This window comes from Chryseobacterium pennipullorum (assembly GCF_003384725.1).
GTDB classification, from domain to species: domain Bacteria; phylum Bacteroidota; class Bacteroidia; order Flavobacteriales; family Weeksellaceae; genus Chryseobacterium; species Chryseobacterium pennipullorum.
In genome coordinates, this window is the sequence record NZ_QNVV01000001.1 from 356,521 (window position 1) to 374,732 (window position 18,212).

Annotated in this window: 23 protein-coding genes; 2 read left to right on the forward strand and 21 right to left on the reverse strand. The window is 39.3% G+C overall.

From position 1 onward, the window contains the following. Position 1: 1 nt before the first annotated feature. Positions 2 to 556: an RNA polymerase sigma factor gene (locus tag DRF67_RS01630; RefSeq protein ID WP_228393925.1), complete on the reverse strand. Its 555-nt coding sequence runs from the start codon at positions 554 to 556 to the stop codon at positions 2 to 4. Positions 557 to 719: 163 nt separating this feature from the next. On the opposite strand from DRF67_RS01630, the gene DRF67_RS21420 reads away from it, so the two are divergent. After that, positions 720 to 875 carry a hypothetical protein gene (locus tag DRF67_RS21420; RefSeq protein WP_165851721.1) on the forward strand — a complete coding sequence of 52 codons (156 nt, stop codon included), beginning with the start codon at positions 720 to 722 and terminating at the stop codon, positions 873 to 875. Positions 876 to 1,237: 362 nt separating this feature from the next. Here the strand turns inward: DRF67_RS21420 and DRF67_RS01635 are convergent, their stop codons facing one another. The 20 genes from DRF67_RS01635 to tpx form a co-directional block, all read right to left on the reverse strand. Further along, positions 1,238 to 3,244: a S9 family peptidase gene (locus DRF67_RS01635; protein WP_115926082.1), complete on the reverse strand. Its 2,007-nt coding sequence runs from the start codon at positions 3,242 to 3,244 to the stop codon at positions 1,238 to 1,240. 164 nt (positions 3,245 to 3,408) lie between these two features. Further along, complete coding sequence (locus DRF67_RS01640; RefSeq protein ID WP_115926083.1) at positions 3,409 to 3,867, reverse strand: DoxX family protein; 459 nt, start codon at positions 3,865 to 3,867, stop codon at positions 3,409 to 3,411. Positions 3,868 to 4,019: 152 nt separating this feature from the next. Then, entirely contained in the window at positions 4,020 to 4,478 is a 459-nt protein-coding gene (locus DRF67_RS01645) for an SRPBCC family protein (RefSeq protein WP_115926084.1), read from the reverse strand. Between the two features lie 66 nt (positions 4,479 to 4,544). Further along, positions 4,545 to 4,973 carry an SRPBCC domain-containing protein gene (locus DRF67_RS01650; protein ID WP_115926085.1) on the reverse strand — a complete coding sequence of 143 codons (429 nt, stop codon included), beginning with the start codon at positions 4,971 to 4,973 and terminating at the stop codon, positions 4,545 to 4,547. Positions 4,974 to 5,057: 84 nt separating this feature from the next. Then, positions 5,058 to 5,891, reverse strand: a complete 834-nt coding sequence (locus DRF67_RS01655; RefSeq protein ID WP_115926086.1) for an SDR family oxidoreductase — start codon at positions 5,889 to 5,891, stop codon at positions 5,058 to 5,060. 48 nt (positions 5,892 to 5,939) lie between these two features. Then, positions 5,940 to 6,806, reverse strand: coding sequence for a VOC family protein (locus DRF67_RS01660; RefSeq protein ID WP_115926087.1), 867 nt, complete (start codon positions 6,804 to 6,806; stop codon positions 5,940 to 5,942). Positions 6,807 to 6,974: 168 nt separating this feature from the next. Next, on the reverse strand, positions 6,975 to 7,214 hold the full coding sequence (locus DRF67_RS01665) for a helix-hairpin-helix domain-containing protein (RefSeq protein WP_228435713.1): 240 nt from the start codon (positions 7,212 to 7,214) through the stop codon (positions 6,975 to 6,977). Between the two features lie 34 nt (positions 7,215 to 7,248). After that, complete coding sequence (locus tag DRF67_RS01670; RefSeq protein WP_115926088.1) at positions 7,249 to 7,662, reverse strand: SRPBCC family protein; 414 nt, start codon at positions 7,660 to 7,662, stop codon at positions 7,249 to 7,251. Between the two features lie 78 nt (positions 7,663 to 7,740). Further along, entirely contained in the window at positions 7,741 to 8,172 is a 432-nt protein-coding gene (locus DRF67_RS01675) for a VOC family protein (RefSeq protein ID WP_115926089.1), read from the reverse strand. A gap of 96 nt (positions 8,173 to 8,268) precedes the next feature. Continuing rightward, positions 8,269 to 9,045, reverse strand: a complete 777-nt coding sequence (locus tag DRF67_RS01680; RefSeq protein ID WP_115926090.1) for an alpha/beta fold hydrolase — start codon at positions 9,043 to 9,045, stop codon at positions 8,269 to 8,271. Positions 9,046 to 9,047: 2 nt separating this feature from the next. After that, a complete protein-coding gene (locus DRF67_RS01685) occupies positions 9,048 to 9,572 on the reverse strand; it encodes a DinB family protein (RefSeq protein WP_115926091.1) in 525 nt (174 codons plus the stop codon). 198 nt (positions 9,573 to 9,770) lie between these two features. Next, the gene (locus DRF67_RS01690; protein WP_115926092.1) at positions 9,771 to 10,232 is read right to left on the reverse strand and encodes a DinB family protein; all 462 of its coding nucleotides are present in this window, start codon (positions 10,230 to 10,232) and stop codon (positions 9,771 to 9,773) included. A gap of 27 nt (positions 10,233 to 10,259) precedes the next feature. Next, the gene (locus tag DRF67_RS01695) at positions 10,260 to 10,673 is read right to left on the reverse strand and encodes a VOC family protein (RefSeq protein ID WP_115926093.1); all 414 of its coding nucleotides are present in this window, start codon (positions 10,671 to 10,673) and stop codon (positions 10,260 to 10,262) included. A gap of 77 nt (positions 10,674 to 10,750) precedes the next feature. Further along, positions 10,751 to 11,341: a Crp/Fnr family transcriptional regulator gene (locus tag DRF67_RS01700; RefSeq protein ID WP_115926094.1), complete on the reverse strand. Its 591-nt coding sequence runs from the start codon at positions 11,339 to 11,341 to the stop codon at positions 10,751 to 10,753. A 201-nt stretch (positions 11,342 to 11,542) separates the two neighbouring features. Beyond that, on the reverse strand, positions 11,543 to 12,754 hold the full coding sequence (locus DRF67_RS01705) for a DUF763 domain-containing protein (protein WP_115926095.1): 1,212 nt from the start codon (positions 12,752 to 12,754) through the stop codon (positions 11,543 to 11,545). Positions 12,755 to 12,994: 240 nt separating this feature from the next. Beyond that, on the reverse strand, positions 12,995 to 13,399 hold the full coding sequence (locus DRF67_RS01710; RefSeq protein ID WP_115926096.1) for a glyoxalase superfamily protein: 405 nt from the start codon (positions 13,397 to 13,399) through the stop codon (positions 12,995 to 12,997). A 10-nt stretch (positions 13,400 to 13,409) separates the two neighbouring features. Further along, positions 13,410 to 13,757, reverse strand: coding sequence for a VOC family protein (locus DRF67_RS01715; protein ID WP_115926097.1), 348 nt, complete (start codon positions 13,755 to 13,757; stop codon positions 13,410 to 13,412). Between the two features lie 76 nt (positions 13,758 to 13,833). Then, positions 13,834 to 14,523, reverse strand: a complete 690-nt coding sequence (locus tag DRF67_RS01720) for an alpha/beta hydrolase (protein ID WP_115926098.1) — start codon at positions 14,521 to 14,523, stop codon at positions 13,834 to 13,836. Positions 14,524 to 14,664: 141 nt separating this feature from the next. Then, positions 14,665 to 15,237, reverse strand: coding sequence for a Crp/Fnr family transcriptional regulator (locus DRF67_RS01725; protein ID WP_115926099.1), 573 nt, complete (start codon positions 15,235 to 15,237; stop codon positions 14,665 to 14,667). A gap of 82 nt (positions 15,238 to 15,319) precedes the next feature. Further along, the gene (gene tpx / locus DRF67_RS01730; protein ID WP_115926100.1) at positions 15,320 to 15,823 is read right to left on the reverse strand and encodes a thiol peroxidase; all 504 of its coding nucleotides are present in this window, start codon (positions 15,821 to 15,823) and stop codon (positions 15,320 to 15,322) included. A 167-nt stretch (positions 15,824 to 15,990) separates the two neighbouring features. Between tpx and DRF67_RS01735 the strand changes: the two genes are divergently transcribed. Then, positions 15,991 to 18,210, forward strand: coding sequence for an NADP-dependent isocitrate dehydrogenase (locus DRF67_RS01735; protein WP_115926101.1), 2,220 nt, complete (start codon positions 15,991 to 15,993; stop codon positions 18,208 to 18,210). Positions 18,211 to 18,212: the final 2 nt, after the last annotated feature.

Consider the following 18,212-nt stretch of genomic DNA (forward strand, 5'->3'; position numbering starts at 1 on the left):
TCTAACTTTTTAAATCTTCGTATAATCTTCTCAATCTGTTTCTTAAATGCTTCACAGCATAGTTTTTTCTGCTGATGATGGTTTTGATGTTTTCTCCCTGTTCATCGGCGATCTCCTGGAGGGTCTTGTCGTTCAGTTCGTTTTCTACGTAGACCAGCCTTTGTTTTTCGGGAAGTTCATCAAGAGCCTCAAACAGTTTTTTCCAGATCTCATCCTGGAACATCTTTACTTCAGGACCTGCACTTTCATCCATCAACAAAATATCTTTGATGGAAAAACTTCCGTCTTCATCTTCATACACGAAATCTTCAAGATTTTCTGTTTTCTTTTTACGGTAACGGTCTGTAATTTTATTTGCCGTCACCCTGTATAGCCAGCCGCCCACATTCACAATCTCAGAGAGATTGGTAAGACTGCTGAACTGATACCACACCTCCTGCAGAATATCTTCCGCATCCTCCGTGTTTTTCACTTTGGGACGAATATAAGACATCAGCTTCCCTCCGTAGTTGGAAACGGTCTGTGAGATGATGCTTTCTTTCTCCTTCTGTGGCATTGTTATTTTTTCGACAACCTCCATACTGCTATGACGGCTATCCTTTGGGTTTTACTTTAATAAATTTAAAATAATTTTCTTACAATTCAAATTCCCTTGCATTCATCGGGTTTTTATTTCATGTATTTTTTGTATCATAAGCAGAATCTGTGAGAAATTAGTATTGAGACACTTCATTCAGCTCTGCTTTATTCAGAATGACAAAGAAGCTGTTGATCTTTTATTTATCTCGCTGATTGAGCAGATCTGGCAGATGATTGAGGCTAAAAAAACGGCAAAGTCTACAAGAGACTGTTTAGATTCCACTCTGATCTTCTGAACTTTGGTCGCAGACCTTCAGTCTGTGCTCTGAATGACAAAAATGGTTATCTTATTAATTAATCTAAAGAACAATAGCTTTTACTATAATACGAACTCTTTAGGAAAAAAACTATGAATTAAAAATCTGCGAAATCTGTGAGATCTGCGGGAGAAATATATGCATCATTCAGTTTTATCGCAGATAAAATCCTTGCGCCCTAAAACAAAAAGTCTAGCAATAATCTTGCGTCTTGGCGATTTCCAACCTCTAGAACCCAACCTCTACACTTAAATTTCAAAGAGAATAATTCGCTCACAATGACACAAAAAGAAACGGAAGACCTTACATCCTCCGTTTCCAAAATTATAAAAATTGCCTGTTTATTTTTTATTGAAATTCTCAGCAAAGAACCCAAGCATCGACTTATACAGCTCAATTCTGTTCGGTTCTTTCCCAAAGCCATGCCCTTCGTCATATTTTACCATATAAGGAACTTCAAACCCTTTGGCGCGCATTGCCTTTACAATCTGATCAGATTCATTGATATTCACTCTTGGATCATTAGCTCCCTGCACGACGAACAGCGGTTTCTTGATCTTATCAATCTGGAATACCGGTGATACTTCTTTTGCAATTTTAGCTTCCGCGGGATTGTCCAGATCATACCAGATCTGTTTTACCATTTCCTTATAAGGCTTCCAATATTCCGGAAATGAATCGAAGAATGTAAAAACATTGGATACCCCGACATAATCCACTCCACATGCATACAAGTCCGGAGTTTTGATCATTCCCATGAGTGTTGCATATCCTCCATGGCTGCCTCCGTAGATCGCTATTTTATCCTGATCTATCCATCCCTGGCTGATGGCATATTTCACCCCGTCTTCTACATCATCCATCGCTTTTCTTCCGATCTGCTTGTAGCCTGCTTTCTGAAATTCTTTTCCATAGCCACCGGAAATTCTGAAGTTGACCTGAAGGGTCGCATATCCTCTGCTGGCAAACAATTGAGTCTCCGGATTGAATCCCCAGCTATCCCTGATTCCTTGCGGCCCGCCGTGAGGATTCACCACCAAAGGAACTTTCTTACCTTCTAAAGCCGCTTTTGGCAACGTAATGTACCCACGGATCGTTAAGCCGTCTCTGCTTTTGAATTCAATGGGTCTCATCTCAGCCATATCCTCTTCTTTAAGCTGTGGCATAAGGTTATACAGAAGTTTCAACGCCTTCTTTTTGGTGTCATATTCATAATAAGTCCCATAAAGTTTATCACTGGCTACCATCACGAGCAGTTTATCATTATTGTCATCCGAAGAAACAACAGCAAATTCTTTATCTTTGAACTGAGATTTTAGTTGATCATCAATTTCTTTATAAAACTTACTGACAGGAACTGTTTCTCCCCTTATTCCTTCATAGCTGATATAATCCAGTTCATAATTCCTGTTTTTGCCTGCAACGCTTATAGAACTTACATCGTATACCGGATTCGAATATACTTCTTTGATCACCGCATTTTTCTTCAGGTCATACAAAACAATTCTTGCCTTATCCCCCTCTAAGTTGGTGATCACATATGCCTCATCTTTATTTCCGGAATTATCATTAAACCTCATAATACTGAAGGTATCTGACCAATCCGTCGATTTAAGAAGATTAAACTTACCCGTCTGCAAATCTTTGTAATAGGTTTTTGTCGTCAGCCCGTTTTCAAGAATGGTGTATCCTCTCAAATTTCCGTCTTTATCAAAAATATAGTCATCAATGGGGCTTTTGACGTCTTTATTTTCATACAATTGAGTAATTTCTCCTGTTATAAAATTGATTTTATAAGGTTCAAAGATCTGCTTATTGTTTTTATTCATGGTTACCACCACAAAATCGGTATCTTTTACTGGTCTTATCGTTCCCAGGGTAATCCCTTCAAAAGGGGTCAGATCTTTAAGGTTCCCACCATCCACATCGGCCGCATAAAGATGGATATTTTCATTTCCACCTTTATCCTGAGTGTAGAAAAGACGCGATTTGTTCAGCCATCCGTATGCCTTGATCAGGTCATCCTTTTCAACAATCGCTTTCGTGATTTTACCCGTATTCAGTTCCTTAACGTAAACGTGGTTTTTACTGTCCTTATCTTTTTCTTTGTAAGAAAGGTATTTTCCGTCTGGAGATAATTTGAATGAAGATGCCTTAGGTCTGGCAAAATAGTCTTCCACTCTATATTTGAAGTTTCCTTTATCATAAGAAACCAGTTTTTCCAGATTCGCTTTAGAAGATGGAAGTGTAGGATCACCAGGCAGCTTACCGGCAGAACTTTGTGCGTTGATCATAACAGCAGACAGTACGATATAGGCCGTACCAAAAATTTTGGAATTGAGATTCATAACTTATGTTTTAAAGTTAAAAAAATTTGCCCTATACTTTACATTCATAAAACAACAGGAACTTCTTATATATAAGACAACTTAAACTATAAAACGTTACAGTATTTTAAAGAAAAAATTAAAAAAAATCTTAATTTGAAAAAAAACTTATCCAGCATCCATCATTAAGTAAGGTAAATCCCGAAGTACCAGGTCCAGGCAATGAGAATGATCTGCATCGGAATTCTCTGCACATAGAGATATTTCATTCCAGGGCCTGTATGGTCTGCTTTAAAAATATTGATTCTTTCTATGGAAGAGTTAATATTCGCAATAAAGACAAGAACATAAAAAATAATCAACAAAATAGAGGTGATCTCACGAATAGAGGGGATCATCAATCCAATCCCTGCTGCAATTTCCAGAACTCCGGTAAAATAGACCCAAAACATTTTGCCAGGCATAAATTTCGGAATCATCATGGCCATTCCTTTTTGGAACTTAAAATGAGAGAGCCCTGTAAAAACAATAAAAACCGCCATCCCGAGGTTTCCTGAAAATAAAATATCCGGCTTTCCCTGAAACAATGCTGTTCCTAATAAAGCCAGAATAAATGTACCGAAAAGGATTACTAATAATTTCATACTTTTTTGAGTTCACCGGCACCAGTAAGCAGGCACCAATAGTAAAAATTGATACACCTGCCCTATCACCGGTTTATTTAAAATTTTTAATTCTAAATTCTTAATTTATCACTCTTCAATATTTACTCTTCGTTCTTATTTTCCAATCTCCATCATACAGAGCCAAGGCTTACCCCTTCAGCCAGGCTTTTTACCACCATAAGCCCTTTTGTAAAGCCAGTATTCATATGGTCTTCCCATTGTTTATCTACCTGTACCTCGGTATGAAGTTTTGTTTTCCCGCCAAAGTCGATCAGGAAATATTTTTCGAAAGATCCGCTCCACTCCATTACTTCTTCACTTTGGGTATCCTCGTTACCATCTTGATCTACCATTCCGAGGTGCTTAAAAACGACCTGATTGGGCTCATCCAGACTATCTATGGTAGATACCATTCCTTCTCCTTTCTCATTGAGGAAGTAGGTCTTTCCCCCTACTTTCCAGTCGGATTTCATGGTAGAGCCTGCCCCGAAAAATTTTGTCCATTCACTATAGGTTTCGGGTCCCCAAAGGATGTCCCAGACTTTTTCGAGGGGAGCATCTATTATTGTTTCGTAAGATAAGGTTTCCATATTTTAAATTTTTGTGATTTGTTTATTAAATATAGCTTATATCGCTGTGCTGTACCAGGAATTTCTTTAAAGCTGGTTTTCCGAAAGGTGTTTGATAATCGCCAATGCTTTGGGAAATTTTTCTTCAAAAAAGTCTTTAAATTCTGCCGGTGTCTGAATTTTTGCTTTCAGAAGGGTTCCGTCTTCCACTTCTTCCAGGAAATAAGTTTCTGTGGCATCACCCCAGTCCCTTGCCACTTCGATGCCATCATAAATTTCTCCCAGGTGAAGAAACTTTATTTCCTCATTGGGTACAACTTTTTCAACCCTGCTGTACATCCCATTATGCTTGGGGTCATAGAATTTTACAATACTGTTTTCTTCCAGTATGCCTTCGTAAAAAGAGCCCTCCATAAAGGCAGTCGTCCACTGTCTATAGGTAATATCTCCCCAAAGGACGCTCCATACTTTTTCCGGTTCTGCATTGATCTCAATTTCGTATGATAATTTTTCCATTGTAATATAATATTTTGCAACTGATGACTGGATAGAAGAGCCGTAAGCCCAAAATTTCTTCCGTCACTGTTAATTGTTAATCTTCTATCCGCCCACGAAATCACCGCCATTGATGTGAATGATTTCTCCCGTGATATAGCTGGCGTCCTTAGAAGCCAGAAAAACATACGCAGGAGCTACTTCTGAAGGCTGCCCTGCCCGCTTCAGCGGTGTATCTTTTCCAAATGTCGAAAGATCGCTGAAGGCTTCCTTTACCAGCGGGGTCCATATAGGCCCCGGGGCAACTCCATTGACCAGAATTTCTTTTTCTGCGAGATTATCGGCCAGGGATCTGATAAAGGCAAGCACAGCACCTTTGGTAGCAGCATAATCAATCAAATGATCACTGCCCCGGTATGCGGTAACTGATGTGGTACAGATAACCCTGCCTCCTTTTTTGAGTAATGGCAGAAAATTTCTGGTAAAGGCGATCATTGAAATGATATTGGTATCAAAAGTTTCCTGAATCTGTTCATCAGAAATTTTTTCAAGGCTGTTTTTGGAAGTATGAATTCCTGCATTATTGACTAAAATATCCAGGTTCCTCCACGCTGCTTTTATCTTTGAGGCACATTGGGTCCTGAAAGCCTTTCCGGTAAGATCACCTTTAACCAGCAGGCACTTTCTGCCCTCTTTTTCTACCAGCTTTTTGGTTTCTTTGGCGTCGTTGTCACTTTCTTTATAAATGATGGCAACATCTGCTCCTTCCCTGGCAAAATGGACGGCAACAGCTTGTCCTATTCCACTGTCTCCACCGGAAATCACCGCTTTTTTTCCGATCAGTTTTCCACTGCCCTGATAGTCATCCCGGATAATTTCAGGATAAACTCCATCTTTAGGGACTTTTGATTTAGAATCTGATTTGTTCTGTGTTTTCATATGCAAATCTTTTCTCTAAATCATATCAAACAATAAGCCGAAATGACTTTATGAATGATAAGCATCCTCTAAATCCTGGATAATAATTTTCTGCATTTTCATCATAGCCTGCACTACCTGGTAGGCTCTTTCCTGATCGGGATCATTCATTAGCTGGATCAGTCTTTTAGGGACAATCTGCCAGCTCAGCCCATATTTATCTTTGAGCCAGCCGCACATACTTTCTCTTCCTCCATCGCCGGTTAAAGCATTCCAGTAGTGATCAGTCTGGCTTTGATCATCCGTCATGACTACTAAAGAAATACCTTCGTTAAAATCAAACTGATGGTCATACGAATTGTCCATGCAAAACAAACTGTACTGATCAATTACAAAATGGCCATGCTGTACGTTTTCTGAAGGTTCCGTCTGACCATGCCCTTCGCTTCCGGCACCATACTCCAATATATTGCCAATATTTGAATTGGGAAAGGTCTTTGTATAAAGCTCCATGGCCTCTTTTGCCTTACCGTTGTTTTGATGAATAAACATCAGGGTGGGAACTATTCTCTGATCGCTTATCTTTTCTCCCAGGAATAGCTGCCATGTAACCCCGTATTTATCCTGCACCCATCCGTACTTTGAGCTCCACGAATAAGAACCCAGCTCCATGAGAGCCATCCCTCCTTCCAATAACTCATCCCAATACTTCTGAACTTCATCTTCCGTTTCACAGATCACCATGAAAGATATTGCAGGATTTTTTTTGAACTGCGGACCGCCATTCAACAGCATAATTCTCTGTCCAAAGAGGTCGATATTCATCACAACAGGAGTATCAGCAGTGATCTCGCCACCGAAAACGCTACAATAAAACTCAGCAGACTGTCTGGCATCGCCATCATACCAGAGACATGGGAAAATATCGTTATTCATAATTTAATTTTTTATTAGGATTGGATATCGTTGACGTATCTTTTTTATGGCCAATTACAAGCCAGCTGGCAATGGGCATCCCACAATACCAGCTATGTCATCTGCGGCAGTGGAATGACATCACCCCGATCTGCAATGACAACAAATAATTTCTCCAATTGTATACTTTTATGCTTCTGTAAAAGAAAACTGATGATCGCTCATATAATTCTTCAGCTTCACCATTGTATTTTTTCCAAAACCATGCAGCTGCATGATTTCTTTTTCAGAATAGCGAGACAGTTTTTCTAAAGAATCTATTTTCTCTTTTTCTAAAGCTTTTCTTGCCGGCACTGCAATGACACCGCTAAGAAATTCTTCTTTAGAATCATAATTAATGGAATACACAGAGTTTAAACTTTTTGACATGATAATTAAATTAATCATGGCTATACATAATTTTTTAATGATTCTCAACATACTTATGGAAATTATTGAGGATGGCGTACCAGCCGTCTCTCTGCATTTCCACGGAGTTTTGCTTTTCAGGATCGAAAATTTCAATAACTTTCGTTGTATTGGCATCTATTGCCTCAAAAATTACTTCTACTTTTCTTCCGTCTTCCATATGATATCGTATTCTTTCATGAGGACTCACCTCATCATATACGCCTTCAAAGTCGAATCCAAAACTGTGATCTTTAGCTTCCATTCTGTTTTTAAACTTTCCACCAACGCGCAGATCATTTTCAGAACTTGGACACTGCCAGCTTTCATCGGCAAAATTCCACTTTGTAATATGTTGGGGTTCATTGAAATACTTCCAGACTTTTTCTACGGGAGCCAGAATGGTAATGTCTATTGTAATCGGGTCCATTTTTTAATTTTTTAGTGATTGGGCAAAAGAGGTGCCCGGCAACGGGCATCTCTTTTTATAATGAAGTTAAATATAAGATTATTTTGCTGATTCATCATTATAGTTCACCATCCAATGAATACCATATTTGTCCTGGAAACTTCCGAAATAGTCTCCCCAAAACTGATCTTCAATAGGCATTTCTATATTTCCGCCTTCGGAAAGACCTTTGAAAATCCTGTCTGCCTCTTCTTTTGATTCCGGGAAAATAGAAACATAGTTGTTGTTTCCCACCGTGAGTGTCTGTCCGAATCCCGGAACAATATCCGACGCCATCAGAAGATCACCTCCTATTGGTAAAGCAATGTGCATCACCCTGTTTTTTTCTTCTTCCGAAAGGTTCTCTGTACCCGGGGCATTCCCCATTTTGTGAATACCACCCACGAACTCACCTCCAAAAACGGATCTGTAAAAATTGAACGCTTCTTCAGCTGTTCCATCGAAATTTAAATAAGGATTTAATTTTGCCATGATTTTTAATTTTAAAATGTTATTATATTTTTAAAGAAGCCGGATACCATTGATATCATCAGCTTAGGCTTGTGAAAGTCTTTACTTTCTGAGTTTCTAAAGATTTAAAAATTTCTCTACACGATCTACGGTAAAGCGGATTAAGCTATCATCAGTATTTCCATCAAAATCAGCCATCATATAGACGCCATGGGTACCGGGAAGGATCATCAGCTGCGAATCTTTCACGAGACGCCACATGGCTACGGTGTGTTCCGGTTTCATGACATCCTGATCGCCACTGATAAACAGCACCGGCGACTGTATCGACGATAATACGTCATCATCCCAGTCCTGAAAATTCTGCATCCTTTTACAGTCTTTGTCAAAAAGATTTTCCAATTTTGAGAAATCCGGATTGAGTTGTAAAAAATTAATTTTAAACGGTTCCGGCATCGAATCAAAGTTGGCATTTTGCATCCCTTCGAAAAAGCCGTCTATCATCCCCTCTCTTTTATAAAATGATGAGGCAACGACCAGCTTTTCCACGATTCCGGGATAACGACGGGCAATCTGCATCACTGTATTTCCTCCATTACTGAAGCCCCAGAAGAAAGCTGTATGAATGTTGATCTCTGCTAAAAGTGCAGCAACATCATCGGCATCTTGCTCGAACGTTTCAGGAATATCACGATGATCACTCTGGCCATGGTTTTGAAGGTCTATTCCTATCATCTGAAATTTTCCGTCCAATCTTGAAATGACTTCTTTAAAGTCGTACAGGAAAGATGACCCTCCACCATGAATAAGAACCAGAGGTTTGCCGGTTCCATACACCTCATAATACAGTTGAATTCCGTTGACTTTTCTATAGCCTTTCTCGATGGGATCCATGATTAATAGGTGAGATTTTCATCCATGTCATACTTCATCCCAGGGTAGTTCAGAATTCGGCGCATCAAACCGATCTGCCCGCAGAGGTAATCTTCACGGCCAATACCCATTCCTAAAAAATTGAGTTTGTTTTCTGTGACAAAAGGAATGTTCATTCCCATTTCAAATATTTCATCCAGTTCTTCATCCGTCACGTCTCTTAATTTCTGATATACTTTGGCAGAAATATCATGAAAATTTTCCCGAAGTTCAGCCAGTGTTGGATATTGTATGTTTTCATCCAGCGCTTTTCCCTGAAAAAACAGCTCATTATAAGGGTCCTCCCCTTGTATTCCCAATACCAGGGCCATGCCGTACCGCATGTTTACAAAATTACCCGCCATCCATACGATGTGGTTGGTTCTGTTTTCAATTCTTTTCAGAGCATCTTCTTCCGAAATGCCGTCCAAAACATTGATAAAGCTTTGGGTATGCATCCTGTAAGCCGGAAGGATGATTTCAATTTTTTTTGATTTTGGTGTGTCCATCTTTTAGTGATATTAGATGTATAAATTAGATAGGTATGTCATTTTAGGTTAGCATGCCAACCCTTAAGGCTTAATCATGTAGTGATTCCCGGAATTGTTTGAGTTTTTTACGAGTGGGGTAAAAATACCACAGGCCATTGAATGGTTTTTACCGGAATCTTCAGGATCTGATTATTTTTCGTGAACTCTGTTCCAAAGTTATCTTATAGCACCGGGTTTTCCGAGAATTCTACGAAGGTATCCCAATTGTCCGCTGTGGTAAATTTCATGCAGACAAAGGGTAGAAATATCTTGTACGCTTTCTGACTTAAAATTTTCAATGACATTCAGTTTTGATTCCAGCCTTTCCTGGGACAGCTTTAAATAGGATTTCAACTCGTCAAAATGCACAAATTCATCTTTCATATCCAAAGCAATCGCCCCTCTGTCATAGCACGAGAATGTACTTGCTTCCCAAACAGATTCTTCGCCTAAAATATTCAGAAAAGCATTTCTAATGTAAATCAAATGACCGAGGATCCAGTTCATACTGTTGGCTTCACCATTAGGAAAAATCATTGACTCTTCATGGGTGATCCCCTTGAGGTTCAATACAATCACCTGATAATTCGTTGAAACCTGATTTCTCACAAATTCTATATCGTTAGGTTTTGTTTCCATCGTATTACAGATTAATCTGGTGTTACTCTATTGTTCCGTAGGGATCTGCGAAGCATCACCATACATGACTTCCCATTGATGTCCGTCAATGTCCGCGAAGGCACTCTGATACATCCAGCCATGATCCATGGGTTCACTGTATTTGGAACCTCCATTTTCAATGGCTGTCTTTACCATCTGGTCTACTTCTTCACGGCTGCTGACTCCAATAGCCAGAAGTACCTGGGTCGTATCTCCTTTGGCAAAAGGCCTGTTGGTAAATGTCTGAAAAAACTCCTGTTTCAGAAACATCGTATAGATATATTCTTCATTCATGACTACGCAAACTGCATTTTCATCTGAGAACTGCTCGTTGATAGAAAATCCAAGCTGTGTCCAGAATGCTCTTGTTTTCTGAACGTCTTTTACGGGTAGATTGACATAAATCTGATTGACTTTCATTTTTTGTAATTTTGGTGTTAAACTATAAACCAAAATTACCAATGCCCGATGAAAGTCTACTTGCCATAAGACAAGATTTAATTTTTATTGGGATGAGAAACCAATTCTTTACGGATTCTGCTCAAAGAAGTATCTGTCACTCCCAGGTAGGAAGCAATCTGTTTAAGAGGGGCAAACTGTATAACTTTAGATTTCTGTTCAAGCAGATTAAGATATCTTTTGGTGGCAGACAGGGTAAACATTTCTACAGAACGCTGTTTGTAATCGAAAAGTTCTTTAGCCATCCAGGATCTCCCCCATTCTCTGAGATTCGGGATTTTATGAAAAAGCTCCTGAAAGGTTTCATAATCCAGCTTCCAGCAATCGCAATCTGTAATACAGACTATATTTTCCTGGGACGGTATTCTCTGAAATAATGATAAAACATCAATAATGACTTCATTTTCTGTAAAAAAATGAGTTGTAACTTCATTTCCGTTAAAATCATTCACGAAAGAACGGGCCAGGCCACTTTCCAAAATATAATAGGCATTCGCCGTTTTTCCTTCTTCCAGGATAAAGTCGCCTTTCTGAAATGATGTTTTCTCGTGAGCCCGAAAGATCTCATCCAATTCATCATTAAGGAAAAATGGAAAATCATAGCATGTTTCTAATGCTTTATTAGTCATCAGGTTAATTTTTTTAAGTCATTAAAAATAGAATTTTAAATTGAATTAAAGTCTATAATAATTAAACAAATAAGAAAAACACCCAAAATACAGGACACACCTAATTGATATCAAGGCGTCTTAACGAGAAACAAAATTAAACACCTTTACTGGTACAGCTTATTATTTCTAGAACATATAATGAAAGATCCTGTTGCAAAATTAAAATAGAGACAGCTGGATGGATTGTGAAGAATCCGGCTTCTGAGCATCACCAAATACTGTTTTACCTCCGAAACGCCAGGAGTTCTGTCTTTCCTCTTCAATCACCTGCTGAACATCAAAATCAGGAGTAAAGTCTTTCTCAGTGGTGGTTATGATCTGATGCAGCTTATTCAAGGAATTTAGCTTATCTGAATTTCCAAGTTTAGATTTTTCTATTCCTTTTCTGAGAATACTGATGCTTTCGTCATATGTTTTTGTGGGAACAGGAAAAGGATGGCCGTCCTTTCCTCCATGGGCAAAAGAGAACCTTGCCGGATCTGCAAACCGCGATGGAGCTCCGTGAATAACTTCACTTACCAAAGCCAGCGACTGCATGGTTCTGGGTCCCACACCTTCCAACATCAGTAAATCTTCAAAATTTTGAGGCTGCTGCTCACGGGCAACATACAATAATGCACCCAGGCGTTTTAAATCAACATCAGAAGCCCGTACATCATGGTGCGCCGGAAGAATCAGCCGTGAGAAATCTTTCATAACGTCTACAGAATCTGTAAGGGAAATATCAAGAATTCCTTTTCTGTTTCCGGCAGCTTCAACATCGGTAAGATTGAGGATTTTTCCCCTTGAAATACCATTGATTCCTGTATGGGGTTCTTCGATAAAAGAAGTTATATTTTCCGAATGCCAATGGTACCGTCTGGCAGTTCCATCAGATTCATGCATTCCCTGCTGAATAACGCTCCAATTCCCGTTATCAGACAATACAAAGTTGTGCAGATACAACTGGTAACCATCCTGGATTGCAGTATTGTCTACTTTTGCAGAGAGCTTACTGGCTCTCACCAGTTCTGTACCATTCAGACCGGTCTGATCAGCAATACGGATCAGTTCTGACGGAGTTTCCCTCGAAAATTTACCTTTCCCTCCACAAATATAAAGGCCGAGAGCCTGAGAATTGGGATTGATGGAACGTTTCAGAGCTCCCATTACGGAAGTTGTAATTCCAGAAGAGTGCCAATCCATCCCCATTACAGCTCCAAAGCTCTGAAACCAGAACGGATCTGCCAGCCGGCGCAAAACTTCATCTTTTCCATAATCCATCAGGATCACTTCAATGATTGAAAGTCCAAGTACGGACATACGCTCGTACAGCCAAGGGGGTACTTTGCCATAGTGTAACGGTAGATCTGCTGTTCCTGAACGTTTCATTGTTGTTTTAAGATAACAAAGTTAGTTTTAATATTTTAGAATATTAATGATCTGAGTCAGTAATTAGCCTGTTTCAGTGATAACAGAAGGCCGCACTTTCCACATGTATGTACTGCGTTCACGAAAACTCTTATTGAGTCTTTGGAAAGACATTCCATTCCAGCAGCGAAAAAGGCTAAGGATGAAGTAGCTTACAGAACGCTAGACAGCGCTAAAGAAGCAAAAGTAAAGCTAGGATATTCAGTCATGGGAATAGAATTTCAGCGAACCATGCTTTTCGTTATCGAATGTTTCGTTGAAAATAATTTTATTTCCAAACGGGTCATTGACTGTAAATGAGACCGCGTCATAAAAAGTTTTTTCGAGTCCGGGGCGGTTGTATTTATAATTTTTATCAATAAGCTCCTTATGAAATGCTGCGATGTCTTCTCCCCAAATGAAAACGCTGCTCCCAGGGCTTGCATCACCATGATGCTCACTCAGGTGGAACACCATTCCCTCCCTTTTTATTTCGATATAGACTGGTGCATTTTCATCAAAACGATGCTCCCATTCCACTTCAAATCCCAGCCAATGGATGTAAAATTCGATGGCTTTCTGGTAGTCAAAGATCCTGAAAACGGGAATGGTCAGTAAGGTCTTCACGAAAGGGTGTTTATTGATGAGATAGAATATTAATCAGTTTTCCAAAGGGGTCTTCAACAAAAAACCGGCGAACTCCCCAATCTTCATCGGTTAAATGGTATACGATTCTGAAGCCTGCATTTTTCATTGCATCATACACCTCATCTACATGATCTACTTCAATAGACAAATCTGGAACGTCAGTACCGTTCCCTCCCTGTTCCGCAAAGCTGACCTGGACTTTTGCTTCCTGATCATTACCAAGCGTCTTTATCCAGCCATGATCCATCAAGGTATCCAGTTTCAAGATCTCCTGATAGAATTGCTTGGTTTTTCCGGTTTCATCCGTCTTTATATTGGCTACGATTCTTTTTACCATTTCTATAACATTAAAAAGCCTTGTGAAATTACATAAAATTTCGCAAGGCTTTACAAAGTCTTTTATTTATTTACACTTAAAGAGAAGAGGCGGCCTCTAAAATCAATTGTGTCACTTCCTCCGGATGTGAAGCTAATGAAGCATGGCCTGCATCTAAGGTGATTATTTTCTTAGCCTGAATACGCTCTGCCATTTCTTTTTCTGTTTCTGCCGGAATCATACGGTCATTTGCAGAAATCTGGTACCAGCTTGGTTTGGTTTTCCATGCCGGCTCTCCTGCTTCATCTCCAAAACACTGTCCATGAATAGGCTTTTGTGATAATGCCATTACCAGTGCCTTTTCATCATCCAGATCCTGACAGAACGCAGATTGAAATTCATCGTATTTAATCCATAAAAAACCTTTACTGTCCGGATAAATACTGGCTCCCCCCGGAGATTCCCTTCTTCCTAACAATGCGCCCAGGCTATCCCCTGCATCCGGAGCGAAGGCCGCGATGTAAACCAACCCGGTAACTTTATCATGATTTCCTGCTCCCGAGATTACAGCACCGCCGTACGAGTGGCCTACCAAAAGAACTTTCCCTTCCTGGGCGTCAATAAGATCTTTGGTCTTATTGATGTCATCCTGTAAAGAAGTCAGTGGATTCTGAACGCTTCTTACTTTATATCCTGCTTTTACAAGGGCAGGAATAACGTATTGCCAATGGGAGCCATCTCCCCAGGCTCCGTGTACCAAAATAATGGTTAAATCTTTTTGTTCCATGATGATTATAATTTGATCTTAGTAAATCTACAATCTAAAACATCGGCAGGAGTTAACTTAAGTTAATTTATTAAACTTCGAACGTGAAATTAAAGTCAATGGGTTCCTGGTATTCATCAGGGGGAGGACTATTTGACCGGTTTAATTAACGATTCTGCTTCGAATACGGCTGAGCGACTGTTCCGTTACCCCTAGGTAGCTGGCGATATGCTTTTGGGCTATTTTCTGAAACAGAAGAGGTTGTTTTTTCAGCAAGTTCAGATATCTGTTTTCAGGAGACAGGCATAGCAGGTCATCAATTCTCTTTTTGGCATCCAGATAAATTTTTTCACTCATGATGCGTCCGAATTTTTGCCAGTAGGCCTCTTTTTTATACAGTGCCTGCAAATGATCTTTATTCAACAATAAAATCTCACAATTCTCAAGTGCCTGAATATTCATATTGGATACGGTATCACAAAGGATGCTTTCATAGTCTGTAAAAAATTCGTCTTCAAAATAAAACCCGAAATTAATCTCGCGTCCCTGATCATTGATATAAAAGCATCGGATTGTTCCTTTTTTTATAAAACCCAGATACCTGCATTTTTCTCCTTGTTTCAGAAAAAAATCAGATTTTAAAAGCATTGTATTTTTCAGTAAGGCATAGAATTCATCGAAATGGTCACGGTCCACCTGGAACAGCTCTCCATAAGTATCATAAGTGTCTGACATATTTTTTTATTTGTGTTTTTTTAAAATAAAAAAAGCCTTGCAAAAAATTACTTTTCACAAGGCTTTTTACAAAATTATTTTTTTATTTATTCAAGGCAGCAAGTGCAGCCTCATAATTAGGTTCATTGGCAATTTCTGAAACCTGTTCTGTATAAACCACATTATTATTTTCGTCTGTAACGATGACCGCACGGCTCAACAATCCTTTCAGAGGAGAGTCTGTGATCGTCACTTCATAATCATCACCAAAGCTGCTTCTGAAGTCTGAAAGCGTCTCCACGCTGTCTAATCCTTCTGCGGCACAAAATCTTCCCAATGCAAAAGGAAGGTCTTTGGAAACATTAATGACTACGGTATTATTCAGTTTTGAAGCCTCCTCGTTGAATTTCCTGCTGGAAGCAGCACAGGTAGGCGTATCAATACTTGGAAAAATATTGAAAACCTTTTTCTTTCCTTCAAAGTTTTCCAGTGTTTTTACATTTAACCCGGAATCTACCAGTGCAAAATCTTTTACGGTAGTTCCTACAGATGGTAATGTTCCTATGGTGTGTACTTCGTTTCCTTTTAAAGTGATGGTCGTAGACATAATTATATTTTTTAGTTTTTCAAATGTACTTAAAATGTATTTTTTTTGAGCGAAATAAAGGTTAAATAATTCTTAAAGTAAAAAATCTGGGCACAGTATGAATCACAAAATTTAAATTTTAACTAAATTTGTGGGACTTTAAATTTCAAATAAAAAATAACAGTATAATGTCAGAAAAATCAAAAATCTATTACACACTTACTGATGAGGCTCCAATGCTGGCTACCCACTCGTTTTTACCTATTGTAAAAGCTTTCACGAAATCAGCAGATATCGAAATCGCAGTTCCGGATATTTCTTTGGCAGGAAGAATTTTAGCGAATTTTCCTGAATTCTTAAAAGAAGATCAGAAAATCGGTGATGCATTGGCTGAATTGGGACAACTGGCAACTCAACCTGATGCAAATATCATCAAATTACCTAATATTTCGGCATCTGTGCCTCAGCTGGATGCAGCGGTCGCTGAATTACAGGCTAAAGGTTTTGCCGTTCCCAATTATCCTGCAGAACCTAAAAATGAGGAGGAAAAAGCTATTAAAGCTAAATATGCGAAAGTTTTAGGAAGTGCTGTAAACCCTGTATTAAGAGAGGGAAATTCTGACAGACGTGCTCCGAAAGCTGTGAAAAACTATGCAAAAGCCAATCCTCACAGAATGGGTGAATGGGCTTCGGACAGTAAAACGGATGTAGCACACATGAACAATGGCGATTTCTATGGTACAGAAACTTCTACAACGTTAGAAAACGCTACAAAATACAGAATTGTATTCAAAGGAAACGACGGTTCTGAATCAGTATTAAAAGACTTCGCTGGTCTTCAGGCCGGTGAAGTAATCGATTCTTCTGTGATGAACTTAAATGCGTTAAAAGCATTCGTTCAGGAAGCAATTGAGGAAGCTAAGAAAAGAAATGTACTTCTTTCTGCTCACCTTAAAGCAACGATGATGAAAATCTCTGACCCAATCATTTTCGGGGCTATCGTTGAGACTTTCTTCAAAGAAGTATTTACCAAATATGCTGAGACATTCAAATCTTTAGACATCAATCCAAATAACGGTCTTGCCGATCTTTTTGACAAGATCAAAGGAAATGCTCAGGAAGCTGACATCAAAGCTGATATTGAAAAAGCTCTTGCTGAAGGACCGAGAGTAGCAATGGTAAATTCTGACAAAGGAATTACGAACTTCCATGTACCTTCTGACATCATCGTTGACGCCTCTATGGCTGCTCTTGTAAGAGGTGGAGGTAAAATGTGGAACAAAGAAGGAAACGAAGAAGATACCGTATGTATCATCCCTGACCGTTCTTATGCAGGTTTCTATCAGTCTGTAATCGATGATATGAAAGCGCATGGAAAATTAGACCCTACCACAATGGGATCTGTTCCCAACGTAGGATTGATGGCTCAGAAAGCTGAGGAATACGGTTCTCACGATAAAACTTTCCAGTTAGCTGCCGAAGGAACTGTAGAAGTACAGGACGAAGCCGGAAATGTTCTTCTTTCTCAGAAAGTAGAAAAAGATGATATCTTCAGAATGTGTCAGACTAAAGATGCTCCGATCCAGGACTGGGTAAAACTGGCAGTAAACAGATCAAGATTATCTGATACTCCTGCCATCTTCTGGTTAGACAAAGGAAGAGCTCACGACAGAGAAATCATCAAAAAAGTAGAAAAATATCTTGCCGATCACGATACAGCAGGTCTTGACATCAGAATTCTTGACGTAAAAGATGCGATGACTGAAACCCTGAAAAGAGCAAGAGAAGGTAAAGATACGATCTCTGTATCAGGAAACGTATTGAGAGATTATTTAACAGATCTTTTCCCAATCCTTGAATTGGGTACTTCTGCAAAAATGCTTTCTATCGTTCCATTGATGAACGGTGGGGGGTTATTTGAAACAGGTGCCGGAGGTTCTGCTCCAAAACACGTAGAGCAATTCCTGGAAGAAGGATACTTAAGATGGGATTCTCTGGGTGAATTTTTAGCCCTTCAGGCCTCTTTAGAGCATTTGGCACAAACGCAGGGGAATACAAAATCTCAGGTACTGGCTGATGCATTGGATGAAGCAAATGCTAAATTCTTAGCTACCGATAAATCTCCTGCAAGAAAGGTAGGCCAGATTGATAACAGAGGTTCTCACTTCTATCTAGCCATGTATTGGGCTGAAGCATTGGCAAACCAAACTGCTGATGCTGAATTAGCAGCTCAGTTTGCTCCGGTTGCACACGCAATGCAGGAAAACGAAGATGTAATCAATGCTGAACTCATCGGTGCTCAGGGCAAACCTCAGAATATCGACGGTTATTATAAAACTGATACGTATAAAACGTATGCAGCAATGAGACCAAGTACGGTTTTAAATGAAATTATTGACGGAATTTAATT

What these genes read in the sequence shown, in the direction of transcription:
- DRF67_RS01715 (WP_115926097.1), bottom strand. Translation starts at nt 13,757, where the DNA reads ATGGTAAAAAGAATCGTAGCCAATATAAAGACGGATGAAACCGGAAAA.
- DRF67_RS01725 (WP_115926099.1), bottom strand. Translation starts at nt 15,237, where the DNA reads ATGTCAGACACTTATGATACTTATGGAGAGCTGTTCCAGGTGGACCGT.
- DRF67_RS01735 (WP_115926101.1), top strand. Translation starts at nt 15,991, where the DNA reads ATGTCAGAAAAATCAAAAATCTATTACACACTTACTGATGAGGCTCCA.
- DRF67_RS01660 (WP_115926087.1), bottom strand. Translation starts at nt 6,806, where the DNA reads ATGAATAACGATATTTTCCCATGTCTCTGGTATGATGGCGATGCCAGA.
- DRF67_RS01635 (WP_115926082.1), bottom strand. Translation starts at nt 3,244, where the DNA reads ATGAATCTCAATTCCAAAATTTTTGGTACGGCCTATATCGTACTGTCT.
- tpx (WP_115926100.1), bottom strand. Translation starts at nt 15,823, where the DNA reads ATGTCTACGACCATCACTTTAAAAGGAAACGAAGTACACACCATAGGA.
- DRF67_RS01700 (WP_115926094.1), bottom strand. Translation starts at nt 11,341, where the DNA reads ATGACTAATAAAGCATTAGAAACATGCTATGATTTTCCATTTTTCCTT.
- DRF67_RS01690 (WP_115926092.1), bottom strand. Translation starts at nt 10,232, where the DNA reads ATGGAAACAAAACCTAACGATATAGAATTTGTGAGAAATCAGGTTTCA.
- DRF67_RS01675 (WP_115926089.1), bottom strand. Translation starts at nt 8,172, where the DNA reads ATGGCAAAATTAAATCCTTATTTAAATTTCGATGGAACAGCTGAAGAA.
- DRF67_RS01695 (WP_115926093.1), bottom strand. Translation starts at nt 10,673, where the DNA reads ATGAAAGTCAATCAGATTTATGTCAATCTACCCGTAAAAGACGTTCAG.
- DRF67_RS01645 (WP_115926084.1), bottom strand. Translation starts at nt 4,478, where the DNA reads ATGGAAACCTTATCTTACGAAACAATAATAGATGCTCCCCTCGAAAAA.
- DRF67_RS01705 (WP_115926095.1), bottom strand. Translation starts at nt 12,754, where the DNA reads ATGAAACGTTCAGGAACAGCAGATCTACCGTTACACTATGGCAAAGTA.
- DRF67_RS01670 (WP_115926088.1), bottom strand. Translation starts at nt 7,662, where the DNA reads ATGGACCCGATTACAATAGACATTACCATTCTGGCTCCCGTAGAAAAA.
- DRF67_RS01650 (WP_115926085.1), bottom strand. Translation starts at nt 4,973, where the DNA reads ATGGAAAAATTATCATACGAAATTGAGATCAATGCAGAACCGGAAAAA.
- DRF67_RS01655 (WP_115926086.1), bottom strand. Translation starts at nt 5,891, where the DNA reads ATGAAAACACAGAACAAATCAGATTCTAAATCAAAAGTCCCTAAAGAT.
- DRF67_RS01630 (WP_228393925.1), bottom strand. Translation starts at nt 556, where the DNA reads ATGCCACAGAAGGAGAAAGAAAGCATCATCTCACAGACCGTTTCCAAC.
- DRF67_RS01665 (WP_228435713.1), bottom strand. Translation starts at nt 7,214, where the DNA reads ATGTCAAAAAGTTTAAACTCTGTGTATTCCATTAATTATGATTCTAAA.
- DRF67_RS01720 (WP_115926098.1), bottom strand. Translation starts at nt 14,523, where the DNA reads ATGGAACAAAAAGATTTAACCATTATTTTGGTACACGGAGCCTGGGGA.
- DRF67_RS01680 (WP_115926090.1), bottom strand. Translation starts at nt 9,045, where the DNA reads ATGGATCCCATCGAGAAAGGCTATAGAAAAGTCAACGGAATTCAACTG.
- DRF67_RS01640 (WP_115926083.1), bottom strand. Translation starts at nt 3,867, where the DNA reads ATGAAATTATTAGTAATCCTTTTCGGTACATTTATTCTGGCTTTATTA.
- DRF67_RS01685 (WP_115926091.1), bottom strand. Translation starts at nt 9,572, where the DNA reads ATGGACACACCAAAATCAAAAAAAATTGAAATCATCCTTCCGGCTTAC.